This window comes from Solimonas variicoloris DSM 15731, assembly GCF_000382285.1.
Taxonomy (GTDB): domain Bacteria; phylum Pseudomonadota; class Gammaproteobacteria; order Nevskiales; family Nevskiaceae; genus Solimonas; species Solimonas variicoloris.
In genome coordinates this window covers 190,080-213,334 of sequence record NZ_KB907926.1, presented here as the reverse complement: position 1 = coordinate 213,334, position 23,255 = coordinate 190,080, and the positions used below count along the sequence as shown (strand labels likewise).

Genomic DNA, 23,255 nt, shown 5'->3' with positions numbered 1-23,255 from the left:
CCATATTAGCGGGCATTCGACTGCGGCGAGGACAGGGTTCTGGCGAGGATGTTCAGCACCAGCACCGCGACGGTGATCAGCAGCGCGCCGACCCAGGCCAGGCGCTGCCAGTCCTCGTATGGCGCGGTCGCGAACTGGAAGATGACGACCGGCAGGTTCGCCATCGACGCGTTCATGTTCGTGCTCCAGAACTGGTTGTTCAGCGAGGTGAACAGCAGCGGTGCGGTTTCGCCGCTGATGCGGGCGACCGCGAGCAGCATGCCGGTCACCAGACCGGCCCGCGCGGCGCGGTAGCAGACCTTCTGGATCACCATCCAGCGCGGTGCGCCGAGCGCGCTCGCCGCCTCGCGCAGCGAGTCCGGCACCAGCAGCAGCATGTCTTCGGTGGTGCGCACGACGACCGGCAGCACGAGGATCGCCAGCGCCACGCAGCCGGCCCAGGCCGAGAAATGGCCCATCGGCTGCACCATCATCTCGTAGACGAACAGGCCGACGACGATCGACGGCGCCGACAGCAGGATGTCGTTGATGAAGCGCACCGCGGTCGTGAGCTTGCTGTTGCGGCCGTATTCGGCCATGTAGGTACCGGCGAGGATGCCGACCGGGGTGCCGATCAGCGTTGCCACTGCGGTCTGGATCACGCTGCCGTAGATGGCGTTGATGAGGCCGCCGTCTTCGCCCGGCGGCGGCGTGCTCTGCGTGAAGACCGCCAGCGACAGGCCGCCGAAGCCCTTGATCAGCAGTGTCGCGAGGATCCAGACCAGCGCGATCAGGCCGAGCAGCGTCGCGAGGTTCGACAGCACCATCGCGATCTTGTGCGCGCGGCGGCGTCGGGCATAGAGCTTCAGCGAAGCGGACGGAGTAATCGCGGTCATTAGTGACGGCCCTCGGCTTTCTGCATGCGCAGCAGCAGCAGGCGCGCAGCGGCAAGCACGATGAAGGTGATGATGAACAGGATCAGGCCGAGGGCGATCAGCGAGGAGGTGTACATCACGCCGTCGGCTTCGGTGAATTCGTTGGCGATCGAGGCCGAGATCGTCGTGCCGGGCGCCAGCAGCGAGGCATGGATCTTGTGCGCGTTGCCGATCACGAAGGTGACGGCCATGGTCTCGCCGAGCGCGCGGCCGAGGCCGAGCATGATGCCGCCGATGATGCCGGTGCGGCTGTACGGCAGCACGATGTAGCGGACGACCTCCCAGGTCGTGCAGCCGAGGCCGTAGGCCGACTCCTTCAGCATCGCCGGAACGGTCTCGAACACGTCGCGCGTGATCGAGGTGATGAACGGCAACACCATGATGCTGAGGATCAGCGCCGCGGTGAGCACGCCGATGCCGTACGGCGGGCCGGCGAACAGATTGTTGAGCATCGGCACGTTCTCGAACGTGCCGATCAGCGCCGGCTGGACGTAAGCCTGCAGCAGCGGTGCCAGCACGAACAGACCCCAGATGCCGTAGATGATGCTGGGAATGCCGGCCAGGAGTTCGATGGCCGTGGAAATCGGGCGCTTGAGAGGGCGCGGGCACAGCTCGGTGATGAAGATGGCGATGCCGATGCTGATCGGCACGCCGATCAGCATGGCGATGAAGGCGGTGACGAGGGTGCCGTAGATCGGCGCCGCGGCGCCGAATTTCTCGGTCACCGGATTCCAGGATTCGGTGGTGACGAAGGAGAACCCGAAGGTCTTCAGGGCAGGCAGCGCGCCGTCGACCAGCGAGATGATGACGCCGCCGAGCATGATCAGGACGATGATGGCTGCGGCACGCGTCAGCGAGCGCAGCAGCGCGTCCATCAGCCGGTTGCGGCGCAGGATGCTCGAGGTTTCAGAGGCGGGCTCAACGACGGCGGTGGTCACGCGGTACTCCCCCGGTGAAGCGGGTGAAACGGGCCTACAGTGGAAATGCGGCGGCGGAAAGCCGAAGCCCTCCGCCGCCGCAGATGATAGCCGCTTGCCTTACTTCCAGAGCGCCTTGCCCGAGGCGTCCTTGATGTTGGCGGCCCAGGTCTTCTCGACGAGGTCGATGACGCTGGCCGGCATCGGCACGTAGTCGAGCTCGTCGGCCATCTTGCCGCCGTTCTTGTACGCCCAGTCGAAGAACTTCAGCGCGGCGGCCGAGTCGTCCGCCTTGTCGGCCTTCTTGTACATGACGATGAAGGTCGCCGCCGTCATCGGCCAGCTGTTGGCGCCCGGCTGGTTGGCGAGGATCAGGTAGAAGCCCTTGGCCTTGGCCCAGTCGGCATTGGCCGCAGCCGCCGCGAAGGTGTCAGCGTCCGGCGCGACCGTCTTGCCGTCCTTGTTGATCATCTTCGTGTGCGTCATCTTGTTCTGCTTGGCGTACGCGTACTCGACGTAACCGATCGAGCCGTCGGTCTGGGTGACCATGTTGGCGACGCCTTCATTGCCCTTGCCGCCGATGCCGACCGGCCACTCGACCGACTGTTCGACGCCGACGTTGACGCGCCACGACTCGCTGACCTGGCCGAGGTAGTAGGTGAAGTTGAAGGTCGTGCCCGAACCGTCGGCGCGATGCACGACGGCGATGGCCTTGGCCGGCAGCGCCACGCCCGGGTTCAGCTTGGCGATCGCCGCATCGTTCCACTTGCTGATGCGACCCTGGAAGATGTCGGCGAGGGTCTTGCCGTCGAGCACCAGCTGGCCCGGCGCGATGCCCTTGACGTTGATGACCGGCACGACGCCGCCCATCACCATCGGCCACTGGATAGCGCCCATTTCGTCGAGATCTTCGGCCTTCAGCGGCTTGTCGGTCGCACCGAAGGTGACCGTCTTGGCCTTGATCTGCTTGATGCCGCCGCCCGAACCGATCGACTGGTAGTTGAGGCCGATGCCGGTCTCCTTCTTATAGGCATCCGCCCACTTCGAGTAGATCGGGTAGGGGAAGGTCGCGCCGGCGCCGGTGATATCGGCGGCCATGGCCGCGCCGGCGAGCGCGACGCCCGCGACGGCGAGCGTGGCGCGCGCCAGGGTCTTGCGGAAAACGGTCACTGGGAGTCTCCGTGTGGTGAATGAATCATCGTTGGGATCCGATGAGCGGCGCGAGGTTAACGGCGCTGTTTTACAGTTTCGTTGCAAGCGTCGGCCAGGCGGCCGGAACCGCCGTCCGGCGCTCTTTATACCGCGCCGGCGCGGCCTTTCATAAAAATACCGCCGGGGCGTCATCTTTTCGTCATAAATGGATTGCACAGTGCCGCGCCTGCGCCACGCCCAGTCGCGGCGTTCTCCCCGCCTCGCTGTGAAAAGCGCGGACGGAATGTCTATAGTCACGAGCAGAGCCGCGGCTCACCCATCACCGGATCACGCAAGCACATGGACAAGCCGATTTTCCGCCAACACATCTCGAGCCAGTTCAACGCCGAACTCGAGGACGTGCGCCAGCGCGTCATGGCGATGGGCGGGCTGGTCGAGCAGCAGATCGTCGACGCCACGACGGCGCTGATGGATCTCGACGCCGATCTGGCCGAGCAGGTCAACCTCAACGACTTCAAGATCAACCAGCTCGAAGTCTCGATCGACGAGGAGTGCTCGCGCATCCTGGCCCGCCGCCAGCCGACCGCCAGCGACCTGCGTCTGGTCTATGCGGTGATCAAGACCATCACCGATCTCGAGCGCATCGGCGACGAGGCCGGCAAGGTCGCGCGCATGGCCAAGGACCTGGCTGCGCAGGAGCGTATCCACGAGAACATGCGCGAGGTCCAGCACCTGTCGCGCCAGGTTTCGCAGATGGTCCGCGACGCCCTCGACGCCTTCGCCCGCATGGATGCCGAAGCGGCGCTGAACGTCGCCCGCCAGGACCGCGAGGTCGATCGCGAGTACGAAGCGCTGCTGCGCCAGTGCATCACCTTCATGATGGAAGACCCGCGCACGATCGGCCGGGTCATGGACATCATCTGGTGCGTGCGTGCGCTCGAGCGCATGGGTGACCACGCCAAGAACATTTCCGAGTACGTGATCTACTTCGTCAAGGGCAAGGACGTTCGCCACCTGTCGCTGGAGACGGTGGAGAAGGAAATCACCTCGAACTGATGGCGCGCGCCATCGAGGGCTTCGAAGGCCGCGGCGGTTCGCGGCCTTCTTTCGTTCGGGCCACCGGGCATCCCGGCGGCCGCTTCACCGGAGTTGCCATGTTTCGTTTCGCGAAGTTTCTTGCCCCGGCCCTGCTGCTGTCACTGGCGGCCTGCGCCAGTCCCCAGCTGCGTCTCTACGAGGGCACGGCCAAGCCGGCCGCCGAAGTCGCCGTCATCACCATGCCCGAGCAGCTCGAGGTCGCCAGCATCAACGGCACCGAGGTGCCGGGCGCCAAGGGCATGTGGAACAAGGGCGACAAGCGGCTCGAAGTGCTGCCCGGCCGCTACGAGGCGCTGATCTACTACCGCGAGGTCTGGCAGAGCGGCGACAGCAGCGATGTCCTGCGTTCGCGCAGCCCGGCGCTGTTCGTGATCGACGCTCAGGCTGGCCATCAGTACCGCATCGGCTATTCGCAGCCGGCGAACTACGAGGCCGCCAAGCGCCTGGCCCAGGATTTCCGGGGATGGGTCGATGACCAGACCAGCGCCACGCGCACGGCTTCGGTCGACAGCGGTGTGAAATTCAAGGAAGGCGTGCTGGCCCAGGTGAGCGGTGACGGCGGCTTGGTCGCCGACCATGGCGCGGAAGGTCCGCGCGCGGTCCAGCCGGTGCGGCCGCTGCCGCCCGCGCCGGCAGTGGCGCCGGTCGCGCCGCCGGTACCGGCGGTGGCAGTCCCGTCCGCCGCGGCTTCCGCTGCCGCAGCATCGGCCGCTCCAGTGGCGGGCGCAGCAGGGCGTGATTGGGTCAGTCTGATGAAGGGCTGGTGGCAACAGGCGAGTGCCGACGAGCGCCGCGGGTTCCTGCGCTGGGTCGGCGGCGAAGCCGGCAAGACCGTTGCCGGCGGCGACTGGCTGGAGACGATCAAGACCTGGTGGGCGCAGTCGGGCGACGGCCAGCGGCGCGAATTCCTGCGCTGGGTCGGCGAACAACCCTGAGCGTCGGCCGCCGGCGCGATGGCGGCGAAGGCCACGGGCCTTCTTGCACCATCCCGACTGGCACGGTCTTCACCAGCAAAGCCCCGGCATGCCCGGGGCTTTGTCATTTAAGCGTCACATAGATGCAAAGATTCAGTCACCACCCGTCCCCATACTGCGCGCCGTCCGCAGAGCCATGTCGCAACGCACCTGCGCCGTGGTGCAAGGGCCGCAGGGAGTGCGGCCGAACCTGCGATGCAGTGAGCTGCGTCCAAATTCTTAATCGATATCCTGAAGGAGATGTTTGCGTGAACAAGAATCTGCTTGCGATCGCTGTGGGGGCCGTTTTCGCCATTCCGAGCGCGGCGTTCGCTGACACCAAGGTGTACGGCAAGTTCAACATCGGTCTGGACAGCCAGAAGGACGAGATCGGTCTCGACTTCAACAAGGACAAGACGGTCGCCGGCAAGGACAACACCTGGAAGTTCCGCGACAACAACAACTCCTCGCGCCTCGGCTTCAAGGGCGACCAGGACGTCGGCCTCGGTGACCTGAAGGTCATCTACCAGCTCGAGTACGGCATTGATCCGGACGGTTCGGAAGGCAGCCCGTTCTCGGAGCGCAACATCTTCGTCGGCCTGAAGGGCGGCTGGGGCACGATGAAGTTCGGCAAGTACGACACGCCGGTGAAGGTCTCCGGTGAGAAGGCCGACCAGTTCAACGACACGATCGGCGACGACACGAACCTGATGGCGGGCGAGACGCGCGCCAACAACATGATCCAGTACACCTCGCCGACGCTGGGCGACATGTTCTCGTTCAACGTCGCGATCGCGCCGGGCGAAGGCCGCGCCGCCGCCGACGACAACAGCGATCTCGACAACGGTCTGGCCGACACGTACTACGCCTCGCTCGTGTTCGACATGAAGATGGTCTACGCCTCGCTCGCCTACGCCGGCAACGAAGTGTCGGGCCTGAAGGTCGACGGCTCGCCGTACGCGATCGACATCCTGCGCGCCACGGTCGCCGTCAAGCCGATCACCGATCTCGAAATCGCGGCCCTGTACCAGCAGGCCCAGGGCGTCGACCGCAAGGTCGGCGGCGTCAACGACAACGCCAGCGACAAGCAGGACAACACCTGGATGGCGTCGGTCGGCTATTCGATCAGCGCCTTCAAGCTCAAGGCCCAGTACGGCCAGACCAAGGGCGACGACTCGGACTACAAGCGCAAGGAAATGGCGTTCGGCGTCGACTACAAGCTCAGCAAGTCGCTCGTCTCGCAGCTGTACTACGTCGCCTACGAGCAGGACAAGCCGGTCACGCTCGGCACCGCGCCGGCGACGGAGACCATCAGCAAGCCGAAGACCGACACGGTCGGCGTCGCGCTGGTCTACACGTTCTAAGCAACGCGCAGTTCCCAAGTGGTCGCAGTTCGAGCCCGGCGCAAGCCGGGCTTCTTTTTTTGCGCTGAACGGAAACTGAACCGTCGGCAGCGCCGCAGCATGCCGGGAAGGCGCGGCGGAGGCGTCGAATCCTCTAAACTTGCGGGCTTATGGCCGTCTCCTTCCGCTCCGTCAAAATCGTCGCGATTTCGGCGCTCGTGCTGCTGCTCAGCATCGGCGGCGTCTTCTTCGCCGGCTATCTCATCAAGCTCGACCGCGAAATCCGCGATCGTTTCGCCGGCGCACGCTGGGCACTGCCGGCCCAGGTCTACGCCGCGCCGCAGGAGCTTTACGTCGGTCTGCCGCTGAACGCCCGCGACCTGGTGCATGAGCTGTCCCGCCTCGGCTACCGCGAGGACGCCGAGCTCGGCATGACCGGCACCTACAGCGGCGGCGCGCAGCGCGTCGATCTGTACGCGCGCGCCTTCAGCTTCTGGGACGGTCCGCAACCGGCGCAGAAGCTCAGCGTCACCTTCAGCGGCGACATGGTCTCGGCCGTCACCGACGCGAGCAGCGGCGAGGCCCGCGACATCGTGCGCCTCGACCCGATGCTGATCGGCAGCATCTATCCGAAGCAGGGCGAGGACCGCGTGCTGGTGCGGCTCGGCGATCTGCCGCCGCTGCTGCCGAAGGGCCTGGTCGCGGTCGAGGACCACGACTTCTATTCGCATTCCGGCGTCAGCCTCAAGGCGATCCTGCGTGCCAGCGTCGCCAATCTGCGCGCCGGCCATGTCGTGCAGGGCGGCAGCACGATCACCCAGCAGCTGGTCAAGAACTTCTTCCTCAACAGCCGCCAGACCTGGAACCGCAAGTTCAACGAAGCCTTCATGGCGCTGCTGCTGGAGAGCCACTACAGCAAGGACGAGATCCTCGAGGCCTATCTCAACGAGGTGCACGTCGGCCAGGACGGCAATCGCGCCGTGCACGGCTTCGGCCTCGGCGCGCAGTTCTATTTCAACAAGCCGCTCAACGAGCTGCGCCCGCACGAGATCGCGCTGCTGGTCGGCATCGTCAAGGGGCCGTCGTACTACAACCCGCGGCGCAACCCGAAGCGGGCGACCGAGCGCCGCAACCTGGTGCTCGGCGTGTTCCGCGACGAAGGCCTGATCAGCGACGCCGACTACCAGCAGTACGTGCAGATGCCGCTCGGCGTGGTCGGCGGTCGCGGCGGCGGCGTCGAGCGCTATCCGGCGTTCGTGCAGCTGGTGCGCCGCCAGCTCGAGGCCGACTACAAGGAAGAGGACCTCACCAACGAGGGACTGCGCATCTTCACCACGCTCGATCCGCGCGCGCAGGAGGCGCTGGAGACGCGCGTCCTCGAACAGCTGCCGCTGATCGAGAAGATGCGCAAGATCAAGCCCGGTCTGCTCGAAGCCGCCGGCGCGATCACCAGCGCCGACCGCGGCGAGGTGCTGGCGCTGGTCGGCGGCCGCGACGTGCGTTTCCCGGGCTTCAACCGCGCGCTCGATTCGCGGCGCTCGATCGGTTCGCTGGCCAAGCCCTTCGTCTACCTGACGGCGCTGCAGCAGCCGGAGCAGTACAACCTCGAAACCGTGCTCGAGGACGAACCGATCGAGCTCAAGCTGCCCGGCGCCGCGCTGTGGGCGCCGAAGAACTACGACCGCCAGCTGCACGGCCCGCAGCATCTCTACATGGCGCTCGCGCAGTCATACAACCTGCCGACCGTGCGTCTCGGCCTGGCGCTCGGCCCGGATGCGGTGCTCAAGACCATGCGTGCCACCGGCTACCAGGGCGAGGCCAAGGCGCTGCCGTCGATCTTCCTCGGCGCGCTCGACGCCTCGCCGCTGCAGGTCGCGCAGATGTACGGCACGATCGCCTCCGGCGGCTTCCAGGCGCGGCCGTCGGCGATCCGCGAGGTGCAGACCAAGGAAGGCCAGCCGCTGCAGCGCTTCCCGCTGGAAGTGAAGCAGACGATTGCCGAGGGGCCGGTCTATCTGCTGACCTGGGCGATGCAGAGGGTCATGACGCTCGGCACCGGCCGCGCGGCGTACACGCAGCTGTCGCCGGACACGGTCGTGGCCGGCAAGTCGGGCACCACCGACGACTACCGCGACAGCTGGTTCGCCGGCTTCGGTGCCGACCGCGTGACGGTGATCTGGGTCGGCCGCGACGACAACCAGCCGACCGGCCTGTCCGGTTCGTCCGGCGCGCTGCCGATCTGGTCGCGCGTGATGAAGGATCTGCACGTGCGCAGCATCGAGCCGATCCCGCCGGGCTCGGTCGAGGAAATCCTCGTCGATCCCGACAGCGGGCTGCGCGCCGACGAGCACTGCTACAACGCCGTCACCGTTCCTTACCTGCGCGGCTTCGGTCCGCAGGACTGGGCGCCGTGCGCGGCGCAGGCGGAGCAGGGGCCGCTGCAGTGGCTCAAGGACATCTTCGGGCACTGACGATGGCGCCCGGCGCGCGTGGCCGCGCGTCGGGGCCCGCCGGCTACAATAGCGGCGTCGACCGCTCCCCGGATTGCTTCCCGTGCGTTCAAAGCTGATCGTTGCCGTCGCCGCCCTCGTCCTGGCGGCCTGCCAGACCACGCAGGGTACTCACCAGATCTATCCGCCGGCCTCGGGGCCGCAGGCGGAACCGTTGCCGCCGCCGCCGGCGCAGTCGGAACCCAAGCCGCTCGAAGCGCCGGCCGTGGTCGAGCCGCCGCCGGCGCCGCTCGCCAGCTTTCCGAAGAGCGCCGAGCAGATCAGCGGCAGCGCCGTCACCGCGCTGATGAAGCAGGCACGTCAGTACCGCAGCGCCGGCCAGCCGGACCGCGCCGCCGGCGTGCTCGAGCGCGCGCTGCGCATCGAGCCGCGCAACTACTTCGTCTGGTCGGCGCTCGGCCAGGCCTATCTCGCGCAGAAGAACTACCTGCAGGCCGAGTCGGTCGCGCAGAAGTCGAACGCGCTGGCGCGCGGCAACGTCTACGTCGCCGTCGAGAACTGGAAGACGATCGCCGCCGCCCGCGAGGCGCGCGGCGACGCGGTTGGCGCGCTGCAGGCTGCGGCGCAGGTCGAGGCGCTGCAGGCGCAGCTGAGCGCGGCGCCGGGCACGCCGTGACGGCGCGCTGGCCGGTCGCGCCGGCGGCGCGCGCGTGACGCCGGAGGAAATCGCCGGACTGCTCGGCGACGGCGGTCCGTTCTCGGGCCTGCCCGGCTTCGCGGCGCGCGAGCCGCAGCAGCGCATGGCGGCGGCCGTCGCCGACGCCTTCGAGCGCGAGGCCGCGCTGGTCGTCGAGGCCGGCACCGGCACCGGCAAGACCTATGCGTACCTGGTGCCGGCGCTGCTGTCCGGCAAGCGCACGCTGGTCTCGACCGGCACGCGCACGCTGCAGGACCAGCTGTTCCATCGCGACCTGCCGCGCGTGCGCGATGCGCTGCGCGCGCCGGCGCGGGTCGCACTGCTGAAGGGTCGCGCCAACTATCTGTGCCTGTACCGCATGAAGCGCGCGCGCGGCCTGCCGGCGCTGCGCTGGGCCTGGGACCGCCTGCGCGCGATCGAGGACTGGGCGCGGCGCACCGACGCCGGCGAACTGGCGGAGCTCGGTCCGGTCATCGGCGAGGCGCGCGAGGACGACGGTCTGGTGCGGCAGATCACCTCGACCGCCGACAACTGTCTCGGCAGCCGCTGCGACGACTTCGAGCAGTGCTTCGTCGCGCGGGCGCGGCGCAACGCGCAGGCCGCCGACCTCGTCGTCGTCAACCACCATCTGCTGCTCGCCGACTTCGTGCTCAAGGACCAGGGTTTCGGCCAGATCCTGTCCGGCAGCGACGCCATCATCATCGACGAGGCCCACCAGCTGCCGGAACTCGCCGCCGAGTTCTTCGGCCGGCGCGTGTCGACGCGCCAGCTGCAGGAGCTGGCGCGTGACGTGCAGGCCGAGGCGCAGTTGCAGCCGGACCTGTCGGCGCTGGTCGAGGCGGCGCAGGTCTTCTCCGGCGACGTCACGCGCTTCGAGCAGCTGTTCGCCGGCTTGCCGCAGCGCCAGCCGCTGACGGCCTTCCTCGCCGACGACGAGCGCTGCCGCGTCGCCGAGCAGGTCGGCGACTCGCTGGCCGGTCTGCGCCAGATGCTGTCGCCGCTCGAGGAGCGCAATGCCGAGTTCGCCGCCGCGCTGGAGCGCGCCGTCGGACTGCTCGAACGCTGGACGCATGTGCTGCGCGAGCCGCCGCCCGCCGACGCCGACGAAACGCTGCTGCGCGAAGTGCGCTGGGTCGAGGCGCTGCTCCGCGGCGGCAGCGTCAACGCGACGCCGATCGAAGTCGCCGACGATTTCCAGCGCATGCGCGAGACCTATCCGGGCACCTGGCTGTTCACCTCGGCGACGCTCGCGGTCGGCGAGGACTTCGGGCACTTCAGCCGCGCGCTCGGGCTCGACGACGCGCAGACGCTGCGCCTCGACAGTCCGTTCGATTACGCGCGTCAGGCGCGCCTGTACCTGCCGTCCGGGCTGCCGGAGCCGAACGATCCGCGCTATCCGCTGGCGGTCGCTGCCGCCGCGCAGCCGGTGATCGAGGCCGCCGGCGGCGGCGCCTTCGTGCTCTGCACCAGCCACCGCGCGCTGCGCCAGATCGCCGAGCGCCTGCGCGGCCAGCTCAAGCTGCGCGTGCTGGTGCAGGGCGATGACAGCCGCTCGGCGCTGCTCGACGCCTTCGCCGAGGACGGCAATGCCGTGCTGGTCGGCACCAGCAGCTTCTGGGAGGGCGTCGACGTCAAGGGCAGTGCGCTGCGCTGCGTGATCATCGACCGCCTGCCGTTCGCGGCGCCCGGCGATCCGGTATTCGAGGCCAAGCTCGACGCGATCCGCCGCCGCGGCGGCACGCCGTTCTTCGACCTGCAGTTGCCGGAGGCGATCGTGATGCTGCGCCAGGGCGCCGGCCGCCTGATTCGCGATCCGTCCGACCGCGGCCTGCTGATGCTTTGCGATCCGCGCATCAGTTCGAAAGCCTACGGCCGCCGCGTGCTGGCGAGCCTGCCGCGCATGCCGGTGCTGCGCGAGCTCGACGCCGTGCGAGAATTCCTGTCCACGCTATGAATCTGCTCGCGCTCGATACCGCCACCGAAGCCTGTTCCGCCGCCCTGCATGTCGGCGGTCGTACGCTGGCGCGCTTCGAGGCGACCGAGCGCGGCCATACCGCCAAGCTCGCGCCGATGGTGCGGGCGTTGATGGCGGAAGCCGGACTCGGCTTCGCGCAGCTCGACGGCTACATCTGCGGTGTCGGTCCCGGCAGCTTCGCCGGCGTGCGCATCGGCGTCAGCTTCGTCAAGGGCCTCGCCCTCGCGCACGAGCGGCCGGTGGTCGGCGTCAGCTCGCTGGCGATGCTGGCGCAGCCGGCGCTCGCCGCCGGCGCCGCTCGGGTGCTCAGTGCGATCGACGCGCGCATGAACGAGGTCTACGTCGCCGCCTATGTCGCCGGTGCCGACGGCCTCGCGCAGCCGCTCGGTGCGCCGCGGGTCTGCGCGCCGGCCGAGGTCGCGCCCGCCGACGCGCCGCTGGTCGCGGTCGGCACCGGCTGGCGTTACGAGGCGCTGCGCGCCGCGGTCGGCGCGGCCTGGCTGCAGTCGCTCGACGACGCGGCGCTGCCGCGCGCCGCCGATGCCCTGATGCTGGCGCTGCCGGCGTTTCGCGACGGCGGCACGATCAGCGCCGCGCAGCTGCTGCCAGTCTACCTGCGCAACAAGGTGGCGCTGACGCTGCACGAGCAGCGTGCCGCGCGCGCCGCCAAGGCCGCCGCCGGCTGAGCGTGCGCGCGGCTGGCAGCGCCGCGTCGAATCAGGCACACTTCGCGTCCCTCGCAGGGACCTGCGGTCCGCGCGAGGCTTCGATGGTGGCCCGTGCCGGCCCTCCGCGACGGCAAACCGTGAACCCCGCCAGGCCCGGAAGGGAGCAACGGTAGCGGCGATGCCGGGTGCCGGAGTCAGCTGGTACGGGCTGCCGCCTTCGATCGCCGAACGCCGTTTTCAGGCCTGGCGCGTTCGGCAGGCTTCTTCTTCTCTTCTCTGTCCTCTGCTGCGGATGCCCGCCAGCGGCCGTGCCCGTCTGGGCCGCGGGCCAAGCGTCCGCCCGTCGGCGCAATGCCGCCCGGCCCGATTCGGTTTCCGTTGCCTTTTGCTCGCGCCGGCAATGACCGGCGCAGCAAGGCCGCTTCCGGCGCCGCCGCTACCGGGACGATCAAGGCGCTGCGGCGGCGTCCGCGGCCTTGGTCCTGCGCCGCTGCCAGCGTTCGCTCAGACCTTCCATCGTCAGATAGAACGCCGGCGTGATGTAGAGCGTCAGCAGCTGCGAGGTCAGCAGGCCGCCGACCACGGCGATACCGAGCGGCTGCCGCGATTCGGCGCCGGCACCGAGACCGAGCGCGATCGGCAGCACGCCGAGGATCGCCGCCAGCGTCGTCATCATGATCGGCCGGAAGCGCACCGTGCAGGCTTCGAGGATCGCGTCGCGCGCGCTGATGCCCTCGCGGCGCCGGGCGATCGCGAAGTCGACCATGATGATGCCGTTCTTCTTGACCAGGCCGACCAGCAGAATCAGGCCGACGAAGCTGAACACGTTCAGTTCCGAGCCGAACAGCCACAGCGCCAGCAGCGCGCCGATCGCCGCCAGCGGCAGCGCGGTGAGGATCGTCAGCGGGTGGATGAAGTGCTCGTAGAGGATCGCCAGCACCATGTAGATGACGGCGATGCTGAACAGCAGCAGCACCGGCAGATCGACCAGCGATTTCTGGAAGGTCGCCGCGGTGCCGGCGAAGGTGCCGTTGACGTTCTCGGGCAGCACTTCGGCGGCGAGCCGCTCGATCGGGCCGGTGACGTCGCCGAGCGAAACGCCCGGCAGCAGATCGAAGCCGATCGTCACCGCCGGCAGCTGCGCGTAGTGGTTGACGGCGACCGGGCCGACGCTGCGCACCATCGTCGCCACGCTGCCGAGCGGCACGAGTCCGCCGCTCGCGGTCGGCACGTAGAGCGTGCTCAGCGCTTCGGCGTCGCGCTGGTAGCGCGGCTCGACCTGGACGATGACGTCGTACTGGTTGGTGCTGGTGTAGATCGTGCTGATCTTGCGCGTGCCGTAGGCGGCGTAGAGCGTGCGCTGGATGTCGGCGACCGAGACGTTCAGCGCCGCGGCGCGGTCGCGCTCGATGCGCACGTCGATCTGCGGGTTGTTGAACTGCATATCGCTGTTGACGTCGCGGATGCCGGGCACGCCGCCCATCTTCGCCTGCAGCTCGCGCGAGGCGGCACCGAGCGTGTCGAAGTCGTTGCCCTGCAGCACGTACTGGTAGTTGCCGGAACCGCCGAAGCCGCCGATGCGGATCGCCGGGCGGTTCTGCAGGTAGACATGCAGCAGCGGCACCGCGCGCAGCGACTGGCGCAGCTGGGCGATGACCTCGTCCGCCGTCGCGTCGCGGTCGTGCAGCGGCTTGAGGCGGATCATCAGGCGGCCGCCGTTGCTGCTCGATACGCCGCCCTGACCCTGGCCGACCGAGGACTGCACGCCCTGCACGTTCGGATTCTTCAGCACGATGGCGGCGACCTGGCGTTGCAGGTCCATCATTTCGTCGAAGGTGATGCCGTCCGGCCCCTCGACGTCACCGAAGAACAGGCCGATGTCCTGGGTCGGGATGAAGCCGGTCTGGACGATGCGGAACGCGAACACCGTCGCCACCAGCGTCGCCGCGGCGACCACCAGCATCAGGCGGTAGTGCTGCAGCGCCCAGCGCAGCGAGCGCGCGTAGACGCCGAGCGCGGCGTCGAAGGCGCGCTCGGTGATCCGGTAGAAGCGTCCCTGCGGCTGGGCATGATGGTCGCCGAGGAAGCGCGCGCACAGCATCGGCGTCAGCGTCAGCGAAACGAGCGCCGACAGCAGGATGGCGATCGCCACCGTCATCGAGAATTCGCGGAACAGGCGGCCGATGATGCCGCCCATGAACAGGATCGGGATGAACACGGCGACCAGCGACAGCGTCATCGAGATCACCGTCGGACCGATTTCGGCGGCGCCGACGCTCGCCGCGCGCGCGCCCGGCATGCCGTGCTCGCGATGGCGCGAGATGTTCTCGAGCACGACGATGGCGTCGTCGACGACGAAGCCGACCGACAGCGTCAGCGCCATCAGCGACAGATTGTCGAGCGAGTAGCCGAACAGGTACATCAGGCCGAAGGTGCCGAACAGCGAGGCGGGCAGCGCCAGCGCCGCGATCAGCGTGGCGCGGCCGTCGCGCAGGAACACGTAGATGACGCCGACGACCAGCACGATCGACAGCAGCAGCGTCAGCTTGACGTCGTCGATCGACTCCTCGATGAACTCGCTGCGGTCGAACATGATGTCGACCTTGGCGTCGCCCGGCGCCTGCTTCTCCAGCTCCGGCAGCAGCGCGCGCACGGCCTCGGCGATCGACACGGTGTTGGTGCCCGGCTGGCGCGAGACGGCGACGACGATCGACGGCCGGCCGTTGAATTCGGTCGCCTGCTTGTCGTTGGCGATGCTGTCGACCGCGCGGCCGACGTCGCGCAGGCGCACCGGCGCACCGTTGCGGTAGGCAATCACGGCGTCGTTGTAAGCGGCGGCGTCGCGCAGCTGGCCGTCGGCCTGCACCGTGTAGCTGCGCTGGGCGCCGTACAGAGTGCCACTCGGCTGATTGCTGTTGGCGCCGGCGATCGCATCCGAGACCTGCAGCAGCGACAGGCCGCGCGCATTGAGCGCCTGCGGGTTGAGGTAAAGGCGCGCCGCGTATTTCTTCGAGCCGTAGACGACCACCTGGGCGACGCCGTCGACCTGCGACAGGCGGTCGGCGACGCGCGTCTCGGCGAACTCGTCGAGCTGCGTCATCGGGATCGTCGTCGCGCTCATGGCGATGAACATGATCGGCGAGTCGGCCGGGTTGACCTTGCGCAGCGTCGGGTCCTGCGGCATGTCGCTCGGCAGCTGGCGGCGGGCCTGGGCGATCGCCGTCTGCACGTCCTGCGCGGCGGCGTCGATGTTGCGTTCGAGCGCGAACTGCAGCGTGATGCGCGTGCTGCCGACCGTGCTGCTCGAGGTCATCGAGTCGATGCCGGGAATCTGCGTGAACTGGCGTTCGAGCGGCGTCGCGACCGTCGCCGCCATGGTGTCGGGATCGGCGCCGGGCAGCGAAGCGCTGACGCTGATCGTCGGGAAGTCGACGTTCGGCAGTTCGGCGACCGGCAGCGAGCGGTAGGCGAAGATGCCGAACAGCACCAGCGCCACCATCAGCGTGGTGGTGGCGACCGGCCGGCGGATGAAGATTTCGGAGAGGCTCACGGCCGGCCGCCCGGCTTGCCGTCCGTGTGCTGGCCGATGCCGATCACGGCGGTGCCCGGCTGCAGGTTGTGCGGGATCTTGGCGACGATCGTCTCGCCGGCCTTCAGGCCGTGCGTCACCACCAGTTCGCCGCCGACCTGGCGATCGATCGTGACGGTGCGCAGCTGGGCCTTGCCGTCGGCGTCGACCACGAACACGTACTGGCCCTCGGCGCCGGGCTGCACCGCCGATTCGGGCACCAGCAGGGCGCCGTCCTCGACGGCGAGCTGCAGACGCACGGTGACGAAGGTGCCCGGCCAGAGACGGTGATCGGCGTTGTCGATCAGCGCCTTCAGCGCGACCGTGCCGGTGCTCGGATCGACGGCGTTCTCGATGAAATTGAGCCGGCCGCGCGCCAGCGGATGTTCGGCGTCGTCGCCGAGCACCTCGACCGGGACTTCGCCGCGCGTCAGTGCCTGCTGGACGTCGGCGAGCTGGGTCTGCGGCAGCGCGAACTGCACCTGCACGGTGTCGATCTCGTTGATGACGACCAGCGGCGTGCCGTCGCTGGCGCTGACCAGATTGCCGGTCTTGGCGGCGACGCTGCCGGTGCGGCCGGCGATCGGCGAGCGGATCAGCGTATAGCCGAGATTGATCTCGGCGGTCTGCACCGCGGCCTCGTCGGCGACGACGCGGGCGGCGGATTCCTCGGCGGCGGCGCGCGCGTCGTCGTATTCCTGCGAGGTCACGTAGTCCTTCTCGGCGAGCGGCTTCATGCGCTCGAACTGCGCGCGCGCCGCCGACAGCGAGGCGCGATCGACGGCGAGCTGCGCGCGCGCCTGCGCCAGCGCCGCCTGGTACGGCGCCGGATCGATCAGGAACAGCTTCTGGCCGGCGGCGACGCTGTCGCCTTCGCTGAAATAGATTTCCTTGAGCGTGCCGGCGACCTGCGGCCGCACGTTGACCGTGTGCGGGCTGACGACGTTGCCGACTGCGCCGAGCAGCACCGGCGCGGTGCCGCTGCGCACGGTCGCTAGCGCGACGGTGGCTGGCTCGTTGCCGCGCGGGCCGTGCGCGTTGCCGCTGTGGCGCGTGCGCCAGGCGATCGCGGCGACGATGAGGACGAGGACGGCGACGAGCGCCAGGCGGCGAAGACTCAAGGCAACGCTCCGGTGTCGGGGCTGTCGACGGCGGCGTGCAGGCCGCCGGCATCGTGGGCGAGGGTGGCGAGGGCCAGATACCAGTCGAGGAAGGCCTGGATGCGCGCGACGCGCGCCTGCGCCAGGGTCGATTCGGTGGTCAGCACTTCGAGGATGCTCGACAGGCCGTTCCTGTAGCGGGCGCGGATCGCCTCGGCGGCGCGTTCGGCGGATTCGAGTTGCACGCGGCTGGCGTCGAGGTTGCCGTACGCGGTATCGACCGCCTGATAGGCGCTCCAGACCTGCTGTTCGACAGTCAGGCGCAGGGCTTCGGTCGAGGCACGGGCGCTGTCGAGGCTGGCGCGCGCGCCGTCGATCGCCGCGCGCAGCGCGAAGCCCTGGAACAGTGGCACGCTCAGGCTCAGGCCGGCGCTGTATTGCTCGCTTGCGCCGCGATCGACGACGCGCGTCTGTCCGGCGCTGCTGCTCAGGCGCAGCGTCGGCAGCGCGTTGCCGCGCGCGGCGCGCACCGCGGCCGACGCGGCCTGCTCGCTGGCCTGCGCGGCGAGCAGTTGCGGACGCGCGCGCCGCGCGCGATCGAGCAGTTCGCCGAGCGAGAGCGCCGGCCGCTCGATCGCGGCCTGCTCCGGGGCCCAGTCGACGAGCTGCAGCGGCGTCGCCGGCGAGTAGCCGAGCGCGCCGGCGAGCGCGCCCTGCGCGATGCGGTAGTCACCCTGTGCGCGTTGCTGCGTCAGCTGCGCGGCGGCGCGCGCCGCTTCGGCCTGATAGACGTCGGCGATCGTCGCCAGGCCGGCGGCGTGCTTGGTGCGCGCGGCGTCGAGATTGGCCTGCGCCTCGTCGAGCGCCTGCTGGCTGGCATCGGCCAGCGCCGCGCTGCCGATCACGGTGTAGTAGCTGGATTCCACCGCCAGCACCACGTCCTGCAGCGTCTGGTTGAGGCTGAATTCGGAGGCCATGCGCTCGGCGGCGGCGCGCTCGATGCTGCCGCCGCGCGTGCCGAAGTCGAACAGCAGATAGCTGAGGCTGACGCTCGGTCCGTAACGCGTCTGCGCCGGCACTTCGGTGCCGCCTGATGCGATCGAGCGCGAGCGCTGCGCGCTGTAGCTGGCGGTGAGGGTCGGCCACCAGCCGGCGCGGGCGATGCGCTCGGCGGCCTGCGACTGGGCGAGCGTCGCCCAGGCAATGCGCGTGTCCGGATGATTGCGCAGCGCGATCGCCGTCAGTTCGGGCAGGGTCAGCGCTCGCGCCGGCGGCGCGTCGGCGGCGGCCGCGGTGCACGCGATGCACACGCCGATCAGGCCGGCGAGCCAGTAAGGGATCGTTTTCACGGCGGCGCTTGCAGCGAGGTCATTCTGCGAATAGCCCGGGACGATAGCACCGCCGCGCGGACGGGCGCATAAAAGCTTTGTCAGCGGGCGGACGTGTTCGGAACCGCGCCGTCCGGCCGCCGGCGCGAGCTTGCGCGGGCGCTGGCAGACGCCGGCCGGCGCGGCACGCGCCCGGACACGGCGCGTTCGACGGAGCGCCGGCGGCGCGCTGGTATCCGGCCCGCCGATCCGGGACAATCGGAGACCGCTGTTCTCCGTCCCGCTGTCGATCCGGACATTTCCCGATGAGCTATCTCGCCCTGGCCCGCAAGTGGCGTCCGCGCCGTTTCGAAGACGTGATGGGGCAGGACCACGTCGTCAAGGCCCTGTCGCACGCGCTGGCCAGCGACAAGCTGCATCCGGCGATCCTGCTGACCGGCACGCGCGGCGTCGGCAAGACCACGCTGGCGCGCATCATCGCCAAGTGCCTCAACTGCGAGACCGGCGTCAGCGCCCATCCCTGCGGCGTCTGCTCGGCCTGCCAGGAAGTCGACCAGGGCCGCTTCGTCGATCTGCTCGAGATCGACGCGGCGTCCAACACCGGCGTCGACGACGTGCGCCAGCTGATCGAGAACGCCCAGTACGCGCCGGCGCGCGGCCGCTACAAGGTCTATCTGATCGACGAAGTCCACATGCTGTCGAAAAGCGCCTTCAACGCGCTGCTGAAGACGCTCGAGGAGCCGCCGCCGCACGTCAAGTTCATTCTCGCGACGACCGATCCGCAGAAGCTGCTGGTCACCGTGCTGTCGCGCTGCCTGCAGTTCAACCTGAAGCGCCTGCCGGTGTCGCTGATCCGTGACCAGCTCGCTAAGGTGCTCGACAACGAAGGCATCGCCTACGAGCTGCCGGCGCTCGCCGAGATCGCGCGCGCCGCCGACGGCTCGATGCGCGACGGCCTGTCGCTGCTCGACCAGGCGATCGCGTTCTCCGGCGGTGCGCCGCTGGCGCGCGGGCCGATCGAGGACATGCTCGGCACCAGCGGCCGCGAGCGTCTGTTCGAGCTGCTGCGCGCGCTTGCCGCCGGCGACCCCACGGCGCTGTTCGCGAACCTGCAGAAGCTCGAACAGCAGGCGCCGGACTATGCCGCGCTGCTCAGCGAGCTGGCCGCCTGCCTGCAGCGGCTCGCCGTGCTGCAGATGCTGCCGGCCGCGCGCAGCGACGAGGACGAGGAGGCGCTGGTCGCGCTCAAGGACGCGTTTCGCGCCGAGGATCTGCAGCTCGATTACCAGATCGCCGTGCATGCTCGCCGCGACCTGCCGTGGGCGCCCGATCCGCGTCTGGGCTTCGAGATGGCGGTGCTGCGCATGGCGGCGTTCCGGCCCGACGACGCGTCGCCGACCCCGCTGGCGCCGGCTGGCGGGGCGGGCAGCGATGCGGGTGTGCGCGGCAGCGCCGCGCCGGTCGCGGCGGCGGCGCGTGCGCTGCCTGCTGCGGCAGCGTCAGCGGCTCCGGCTCCGGCTCCGGCTCCGGCTCCGGCCCCGGCGATGCCGCGTGCGTTCGCCCAGGAACCGGTGCGTGCGGTACCAGCCGCGCCGGTTGCGGTGCCGCCGCCGGCCGCGCCGGCGGCCGCGGGCGCGACGCTGAGCGCGGCGCAGTGGGCGGCGACGGTCGACCAGCTCGGCCTCGAAGGTTTCGCGCGCCAGCTGGTGCGCAACAGCGCCTGGGCCGGCCGCGACGGCGATGCCGTGCGCCTGGCGCTCGATGCCCGCGCCAAGCACCTGCTCAACGAAGAGCGCCGCGCGGCGATCGAGCGTGCGCTGTCGGTGCAGCTCGGCGCGCCGGTGCGCGTCGCGATCGAGATCGCGATCGACGAGGTCGATTCGCCGGCGCAGCTGGCGGTGCAGCGCGAGGCGGCGCGCCAGCAGCAGGCCGAGAGCGCGATCTTCAACGACCCGGTCGTGCGGGCGTTCCGCGAGCAGTTCGCGGCGACGATCAAGCCGGGTTCGATTCACCCGCTCGATTCCTGAAGGCACTGCCGTGCGGCGGGTGCCGACTCTCAAGACTCTGGAGCCAAGACGATGATGAAAGGTGCGATGGGCAATCTGATGCGCCAGGCGCAGCAGATGCAGGAGAACATGAAGCGCGCGCAGGAAGAGATCGCGCGCATGGAAGTGACCGGTGAATCCGGCGCCGGCATGGTCAAGGTCACGATGACCGGCCAGCACCAGGCGCGCAAGGTCGAGATCAGCCCGGATGCGCTGAAGGAAGACAAGGAATTTGTCGAGGATCTGGTCGCTGCGGCGATCAATGACGCGGCACAGAAGGTCGACGCCGCCTCGAAGGCCAAGCTCGCCGCGGTCACCGCCGGCATGCAGCTGCCGCCGGGCATGAACTTCGGCCTCTGAGCGCCGCGGCGCGCCGCCGCGCCGGGCTCCGGCTGCGGCGGCGCGTGCGATGCGGCTCAGGCCGCCGGATCGCTGACCGAGTGCGCGCCGGTCTCGATGCGGCCGGCGAAGCGGCGTGAGAAGCCGCTGTCGGTGTGCGTCACGCTGAAGTCGTACCAGCGGAAGCTGTCGGCCAGACCCCAGAGCCGGGTCTGCGTCTGTCCGGCTGCGACGTCGAGGCTCCAGCGTTCGGTGCCGAAATAGGCATTCGGCACGACCTCGAAGCGCAGCGCCTGCGTGCCGCGGTTGTGCAGATCGAGCTGTACGCCGCCGAGCGCGAGGTCGTAGCAGACGCGGATTTCCGGATCGATGCCGCTGCGGATCGCGCGCGCGTCGCCGGCGAAGGCGCGATGCCAGCCGTTCGGACCGAGCACCCACAGATCGTAGCGGCCGTCGTCGCTCGACAGATCCCAGTCGTCCTGCAGGGTCTTGCCGGCTTCGACGCCGTAGCGGCGCGGGATGCGGTCGAGGTGCAGGCGGTCGTAGACGTGGAACACCGCGGCGGCGCGGCCGGTGTTGGCGAACAGCACCGTCAGGCGATTGCGCATGACGTCGGCGCGCGCGGTCGCGTGCAGCTCGTAGGGCAGCGCGCGCGAGAAGCGCAGAGCGGCGGGCTGCACCGGCAGCTGCTGCTCGGTCTCGGCCGGCACCGGCACCGGCGATTTGAACTCCTGGCTGATGCGCAGGATGTCGGCATCGGACTTGCTGCGCGTCGGCAGCGGCGGCAGATCCTCGTCGTTCGGGTTGACGAAATTGAAGGCGGAGGTGAGGTCGCCGCAGATCGCGCGCCGCCACGGGCTGATGTTGTCCTCGCGCACGCCGAAGCGCGCTTCGAGGAAACGCAGCACCGAGGTGTGGCTGAAGGTCTCGCTGCAGACCCAGCCGCCGCGGCTCCACGGCGAGATCACGAACATCGGCACGCGCGGGCCCGGGCCGTAGATGCGGCCGTCGCTGTGCGTTTCACCGGCGAGATCGATCGTCGACAGGCCGGCGCGGCTGCCGTCTTCGTTCAACGACGGCGCGCATGGCGGCGGCAGGTGATCGAAGAAGCCGTCGTTCTCGTCGAAGTTGACGAGCAGCACCGTCTTGCTCCAGATCTCCGGCTTCTCGGTCAGCGCGTCGAGCACTTCCTGCAGGTACCAGCCGCCCTGCACCGGGCTCGACGGTCCGGGATGCTCGGAGTAGCTGTCCGGCGCGACGATCCATGACACCTGCGGCAGCTTGCCGGCGTCGATGTCCTTGCGGAAGTCGCTGAGCAGGTTCGGATTGGCGACGTTGCCGGCCGGCAGGGTATTGGCGATGCCCTTGTAGAGCGGATTGCCGTCGTTGTCGGCGTCCTTGTAGGCGGGGTAGGGAAAGCCGCTCGCCGCATTGCCGCGCGCTTCATTGGCCTGCCGGTAGGTCTTGAAGCCGGCGAGCGGGTTGTCGGTGAAGTTGTTCGGCAGATTCTGATAGAGCTTCCAGCTGACGCCGGCCTCTTCGAGGCGCTCCGGGTAGGTTTTCCACGTGTAGCCCTCGCTCGAGGCGTCGAGCGAGTCCCACTGATTGGTGAGCGCCGGTCCGCCGTGCTCGCCGGCCGGATCATTGGTGCCGGTCCAGTGGAACAGGCGGTTCGGGTTGGTGCTGCTGTGGATGCCGCAGAAGTAGGCATCGCAGATCGTGAAGGCGTTGGCGAGCGCGAACTGGAACGGCAGTTCGGCCTCCTGGTAGTACCCCATCGACTGCGGCTGCTTGTAGGTGGGCCAGCGGCCGAGGCGGCCGTCATCCCAGGCGCCGTGCGCGTCCTCCCAGCCGTGCGGCGTGCCTTCGACGCGCTGCGCGTTGCCCTGCGTCTGGTCGAGATGGTACGGCGTGATGATGCGGGCGCCGCCATCCGTCTCGTAACGCTGCTCCCAGACGCTGCGTCCGCCGTCGAGCGGTACGGTGATGCGGTCGCCGAAGCCGCGCACGCCCGGCAATGTGCCGAAGTAATGGTCGAACGAGCGGTTTTCCTGCATCAGGATGACCACGTGCTCGACGTCGCGGATCGTGCCGGTGCGATTGTTGGCCGGGATCGCCAGCGCGCGGCGGATGCTGGCCGGCAGCGCGGCGAAGGCGACGGCGCCGCCGGCGAGGCGCAGGAAGCTGCGGCGGTCGGTGCGGCTCATGACAGCGCCTCCGCGGTGGGCGGGCAGGCCGTGGCCGGCACCGCCGTGCGCGAGCTGGTGCCGGCCACGGGCTCCGGAGCGCAATGCAATGTCGACGGCACCGGCGCCGGCGTTTCGTCGACGTCGGAATGGCCGCCGCACGCCTGCAGCGTGCAAGCGAGAACCGCGAGCGCGAGCCAGCGCTCCGGCGTATGCCGGGTCTTCATGAGATTCGATTCCTTTCGAACAGGCCTGTGGCACCGACACCGCCCGCTGTGGCGGATGCGGTGCCGGCGAGCGACGCAGTGTGCGTCGGGCGCGCGGCAATTCGATGACAGGCCGTGCCGGGGCGAGGCCGCCGGCCTGCGCAGCGGCGCGGTCGCGTCAAAAAAATGGCGGATTCTGGTGAATTCTTAAGAAACCTTAATATTCCACCATTTTCTCGCGCTCTCGAGAGGCCTTTTGCGAGCGGGAGAGACGGAGTTCCGGCGAAGCTGCGAGACGGAAAACGGTGGTGACGGA

17 protein-coding genes and 1 other RNA gene are annotated in these 23,255 nt (G+C 69.1%); 10 read left to right on the top strand and 8 right to left on the bottom strand.

What is annotated here, in order from left to right; all coding sequences use genetic code 11:
• Window positions 1–5: 5 nt before the first annotated feature.
• The 3 genes from pstA to pstS all read right to left on the bottom strand — a co-directional run bounded on the left by pstA (window position 6) and on the right by pstS (window position 3,001).
• Window positions 6–875, bottom strand: a complete 870-nt coding sequence (pstA, locus tag H149_RS0103540; protein WP_020648358.1) for a phosphate ABC transporter permease PstA — start codon at window positions 873–875, stop codon at window positions 6–8.
• The gene (pstC, locus tag H149_RS0103535) at window positions 875–1,789 is read right to left on the bottom strand and encodes a phosphate ABC transporter permease subunit PstC (protein WP_051101782.1); all 915 of its coding nucleotides are present in this window, start codon (window positions 1,787–1,789) and stop codon (window positions 875–877) included. Before pstC ends, pstA begins: the two co-directional genes overlap by 1 nt.
• 162 nt (window positions 1,790–1,951) lie before the next feature.
• Complete coding sequence (gene pstS / locus H149_RS0103530) at window positions 1,952–3,001, bottom strand: phosphate ABC transporter substrate-binding protein PstS (protein WP_020648356.1); 1,050 nt, start codon at window positions 2,999–3,001, stop codon at window positions 1,952–1,954.
• 321 nt (window positions 3,002–3,322) lie between these two features.
• On the opposite strand from pstS, the gene phoU reads away from it, so the two are divergent.
• From phoU to ffs, 8 genes are all read left to right on the top strand, one after another.
• Window positions 3,323–4,039 carry a phosphate signaling complex protein PhoU gene (phoU, locus tag H149_RS0103525; protein ID WP_020648355.1) on the top strand — a complete coding sequence of 239 codons (717 nt, stop codon included), beginning with the start codon at window positions 3,323–3,325 and terminating at the stop codon, window positions 4,037–4,039.
• Window positions 4,040–4,137: 98 nt separating this feature from the next.
• Window positions 4,138–5,016: a DUF2057 family protein gene (locus H149_RS19555; protein ID WP_169518302.1), complete on the top strand. Its 879-nt coding sequence runs from the start codon at window positions 4,138–4,140 to the stop codon at window positions 5,014–5,016.
• 287 nt (window positions 5,017–5,303) lie between these two features.
• A complete protein-coding gene (locus tag H149_RS19550) occupies window positions 5,304–6,398 on the top strand; it encodes a porin (protein ID WP_020648353.1) in 1,095 nt (364 codons plus the stop codon).
• Between the two features lie 149 nt (window positions 6,399–6,547).
• Window positions 6,548–8,848: a penicillin-binding protein 1B gene (gene mrcB, locus H149_RS0103510; RefSeq protein WP_020648352.1), complete on the top strand. Its 2,301-nt coding sequence runs from the start codon at window positions 6,548–6,550 to the stop codon at window positions 8,846–8,848.
• 82 nt (window positions 8,849–8,930) lie between these two features.
• Entirely contained in the window at window positions 8,931–9,503 is a 573-nt protein-coding gene (locus H149_RS21930; protein ID WP_020648351.1) for a tetratricopeptide repeat protein, read from the top strand.
• 34 nt (window positions 9,504–9,537) lie between these two features.
• The gene (yoaA, locus tag H149_RS0103500) at window positions 9,538–11,478 is read left to right on the top strand and encodes a DNA repair helicase YoaA (protein WP_020648350.1); all 1,941 of its coding nucleotides are present in this window, start codon (window positions 9,538–9,540) and stop codon (window positions 11,476–11,478) included.
• A complete protein-coding gene (gene tsaB, locus H149_RS0103495) occupies window positions 11,475–12,185 on the top strand; it encodes a tRNA (adenosine(37)-N6)-threonylcarbamoyltransferase complex dimerization subunit type 1 TsaB (protein WP_020648349.1) in 711 nt (236 codons plus the stop codon). Before yoaA ends, tsaB begins: the two co-directional genes overlap by 4 nt.
• Before the next feature lie 93 nt (window positions 12,186–12,278).
• An RNA gene (ffs, locus tag H149_RS22540) (signal recognition particle sRNA small type) lies at window positions 12,279–12,375 on the top strand.
• Between the two features lie 240 nt (window positions 12,376–12,615).
• Here the strand turns inward: ffs and H149_RS0103490 are convergent.
• Genes H149_RS0103490 through H149_RS0103480 form a run of 3 tightly spaced genes read right to left on the bottom strand, consistent with a single transcriptional unit; the run spans window position 12,616 to window position 18,184 of the window.
• Window positions 12,616–15,717: an efflux RND transporter permease subunit gene (locus tag H149_RS0103490; RefSeq protein WP_020648348.1), complete on the bottom strand. Its 3,102-nt coding sequence runs from the start codon at window positions 15,715–15,717 to the stop codon at window positions 12,616–12,618.
• Window positions 15,714–16,856, bottom strand: a complete 1,143-nt coding sequence (locus tag H149_RS0103485) for an efflux RND transporter periplasmic adaptor subunit (protein WP_020648347.1) — start codon at window positions 16,854–16,856, stop codon at window positions 15,714–15,716. Before H149_RS0103485 ends, H149_RS0103490 begins: the two co-directional genes overlap by 4 nt.
• On the bottom strand, window positions 16,853–18,184 hold the full coding sequence (locus tag H149_RS0103480) for a TolC family protein (protein WP_020648346.1): 1,332 nt from the start codon (window positions 18,182–18,184) through the stop codon (window positions 16,853–16,855). Before H149_RS0103480 ends, H149_RS0103485 begins: the two co-directional genes overlap by 4 nt.
• A gap of 284 nt (window positions 18,185–18,468) precedes the next feature.
• Here H149_RS0103480 and dnaX point away from each other — a divergent pair, with 284 nt between their 5' ends.
• Together dnaX and H149_RS0103470 are read left to right on the top strand one after the other, a co-directional pair.
• Complete coding sequence (gene dnaX / locus H149_RS0103475; protein WP_020648345.1) at window positions 18,469–20,190, top strand: DNA polymerase III subunit gamma/tau; 1,722 nt, start codon at window positions 18,469–18,471, stop codon at window positions 20,188–20,190.
• A gap of 51 nt (window positions 20,191–20,241) precedes the next feature.
• Window positions 20,242–20,568 carry a YbaB/EbfC family nucleoid-associated protein gene (locus tag H149_RS0103470; RefSeq protein WP_020648344.1) on the top strand — a complete coding sequence of 109 codons (327 nt, stop codon included), beginning with the start codon at window positions 20,242–20,244 and terminating at the stop codon, window positions 20,566–20,568.
• Window positions 20,569–20,624: 56 nt separating this feature from the next.
• Here the strand turns inward: H149_RS0103470 and H149_RS0103465 are convergent, their stop codons facing one another.
• Complete coding sequence (locus H149_RS0103465; RefSeq protein WP_020648343.1) at window positions 20,625–22,754, bottom strand: phosphocholine-specific phospholipase C; 2,130 nt, start codon at window positions 22,752–22,754, stop codon at window positions 20,625–20,627.
• Window positions 22,751–22,960 (bottom strand): hypothetical protein, encoded by a 210-nt coding sequence (locus H149_RS0103460; protein WP_020648342.1) that lies wholly within the window; start codon window positions 22,958–22,960, stop codon window positions 22,751–22,753. The genes H149_RS0103465 and H149_RS0103460 overlap by 4 nt, the downstream gene beginning before the upstream one ends.
• Window positions 22,961–23,255: the final 295 nt, after the last annotated feature.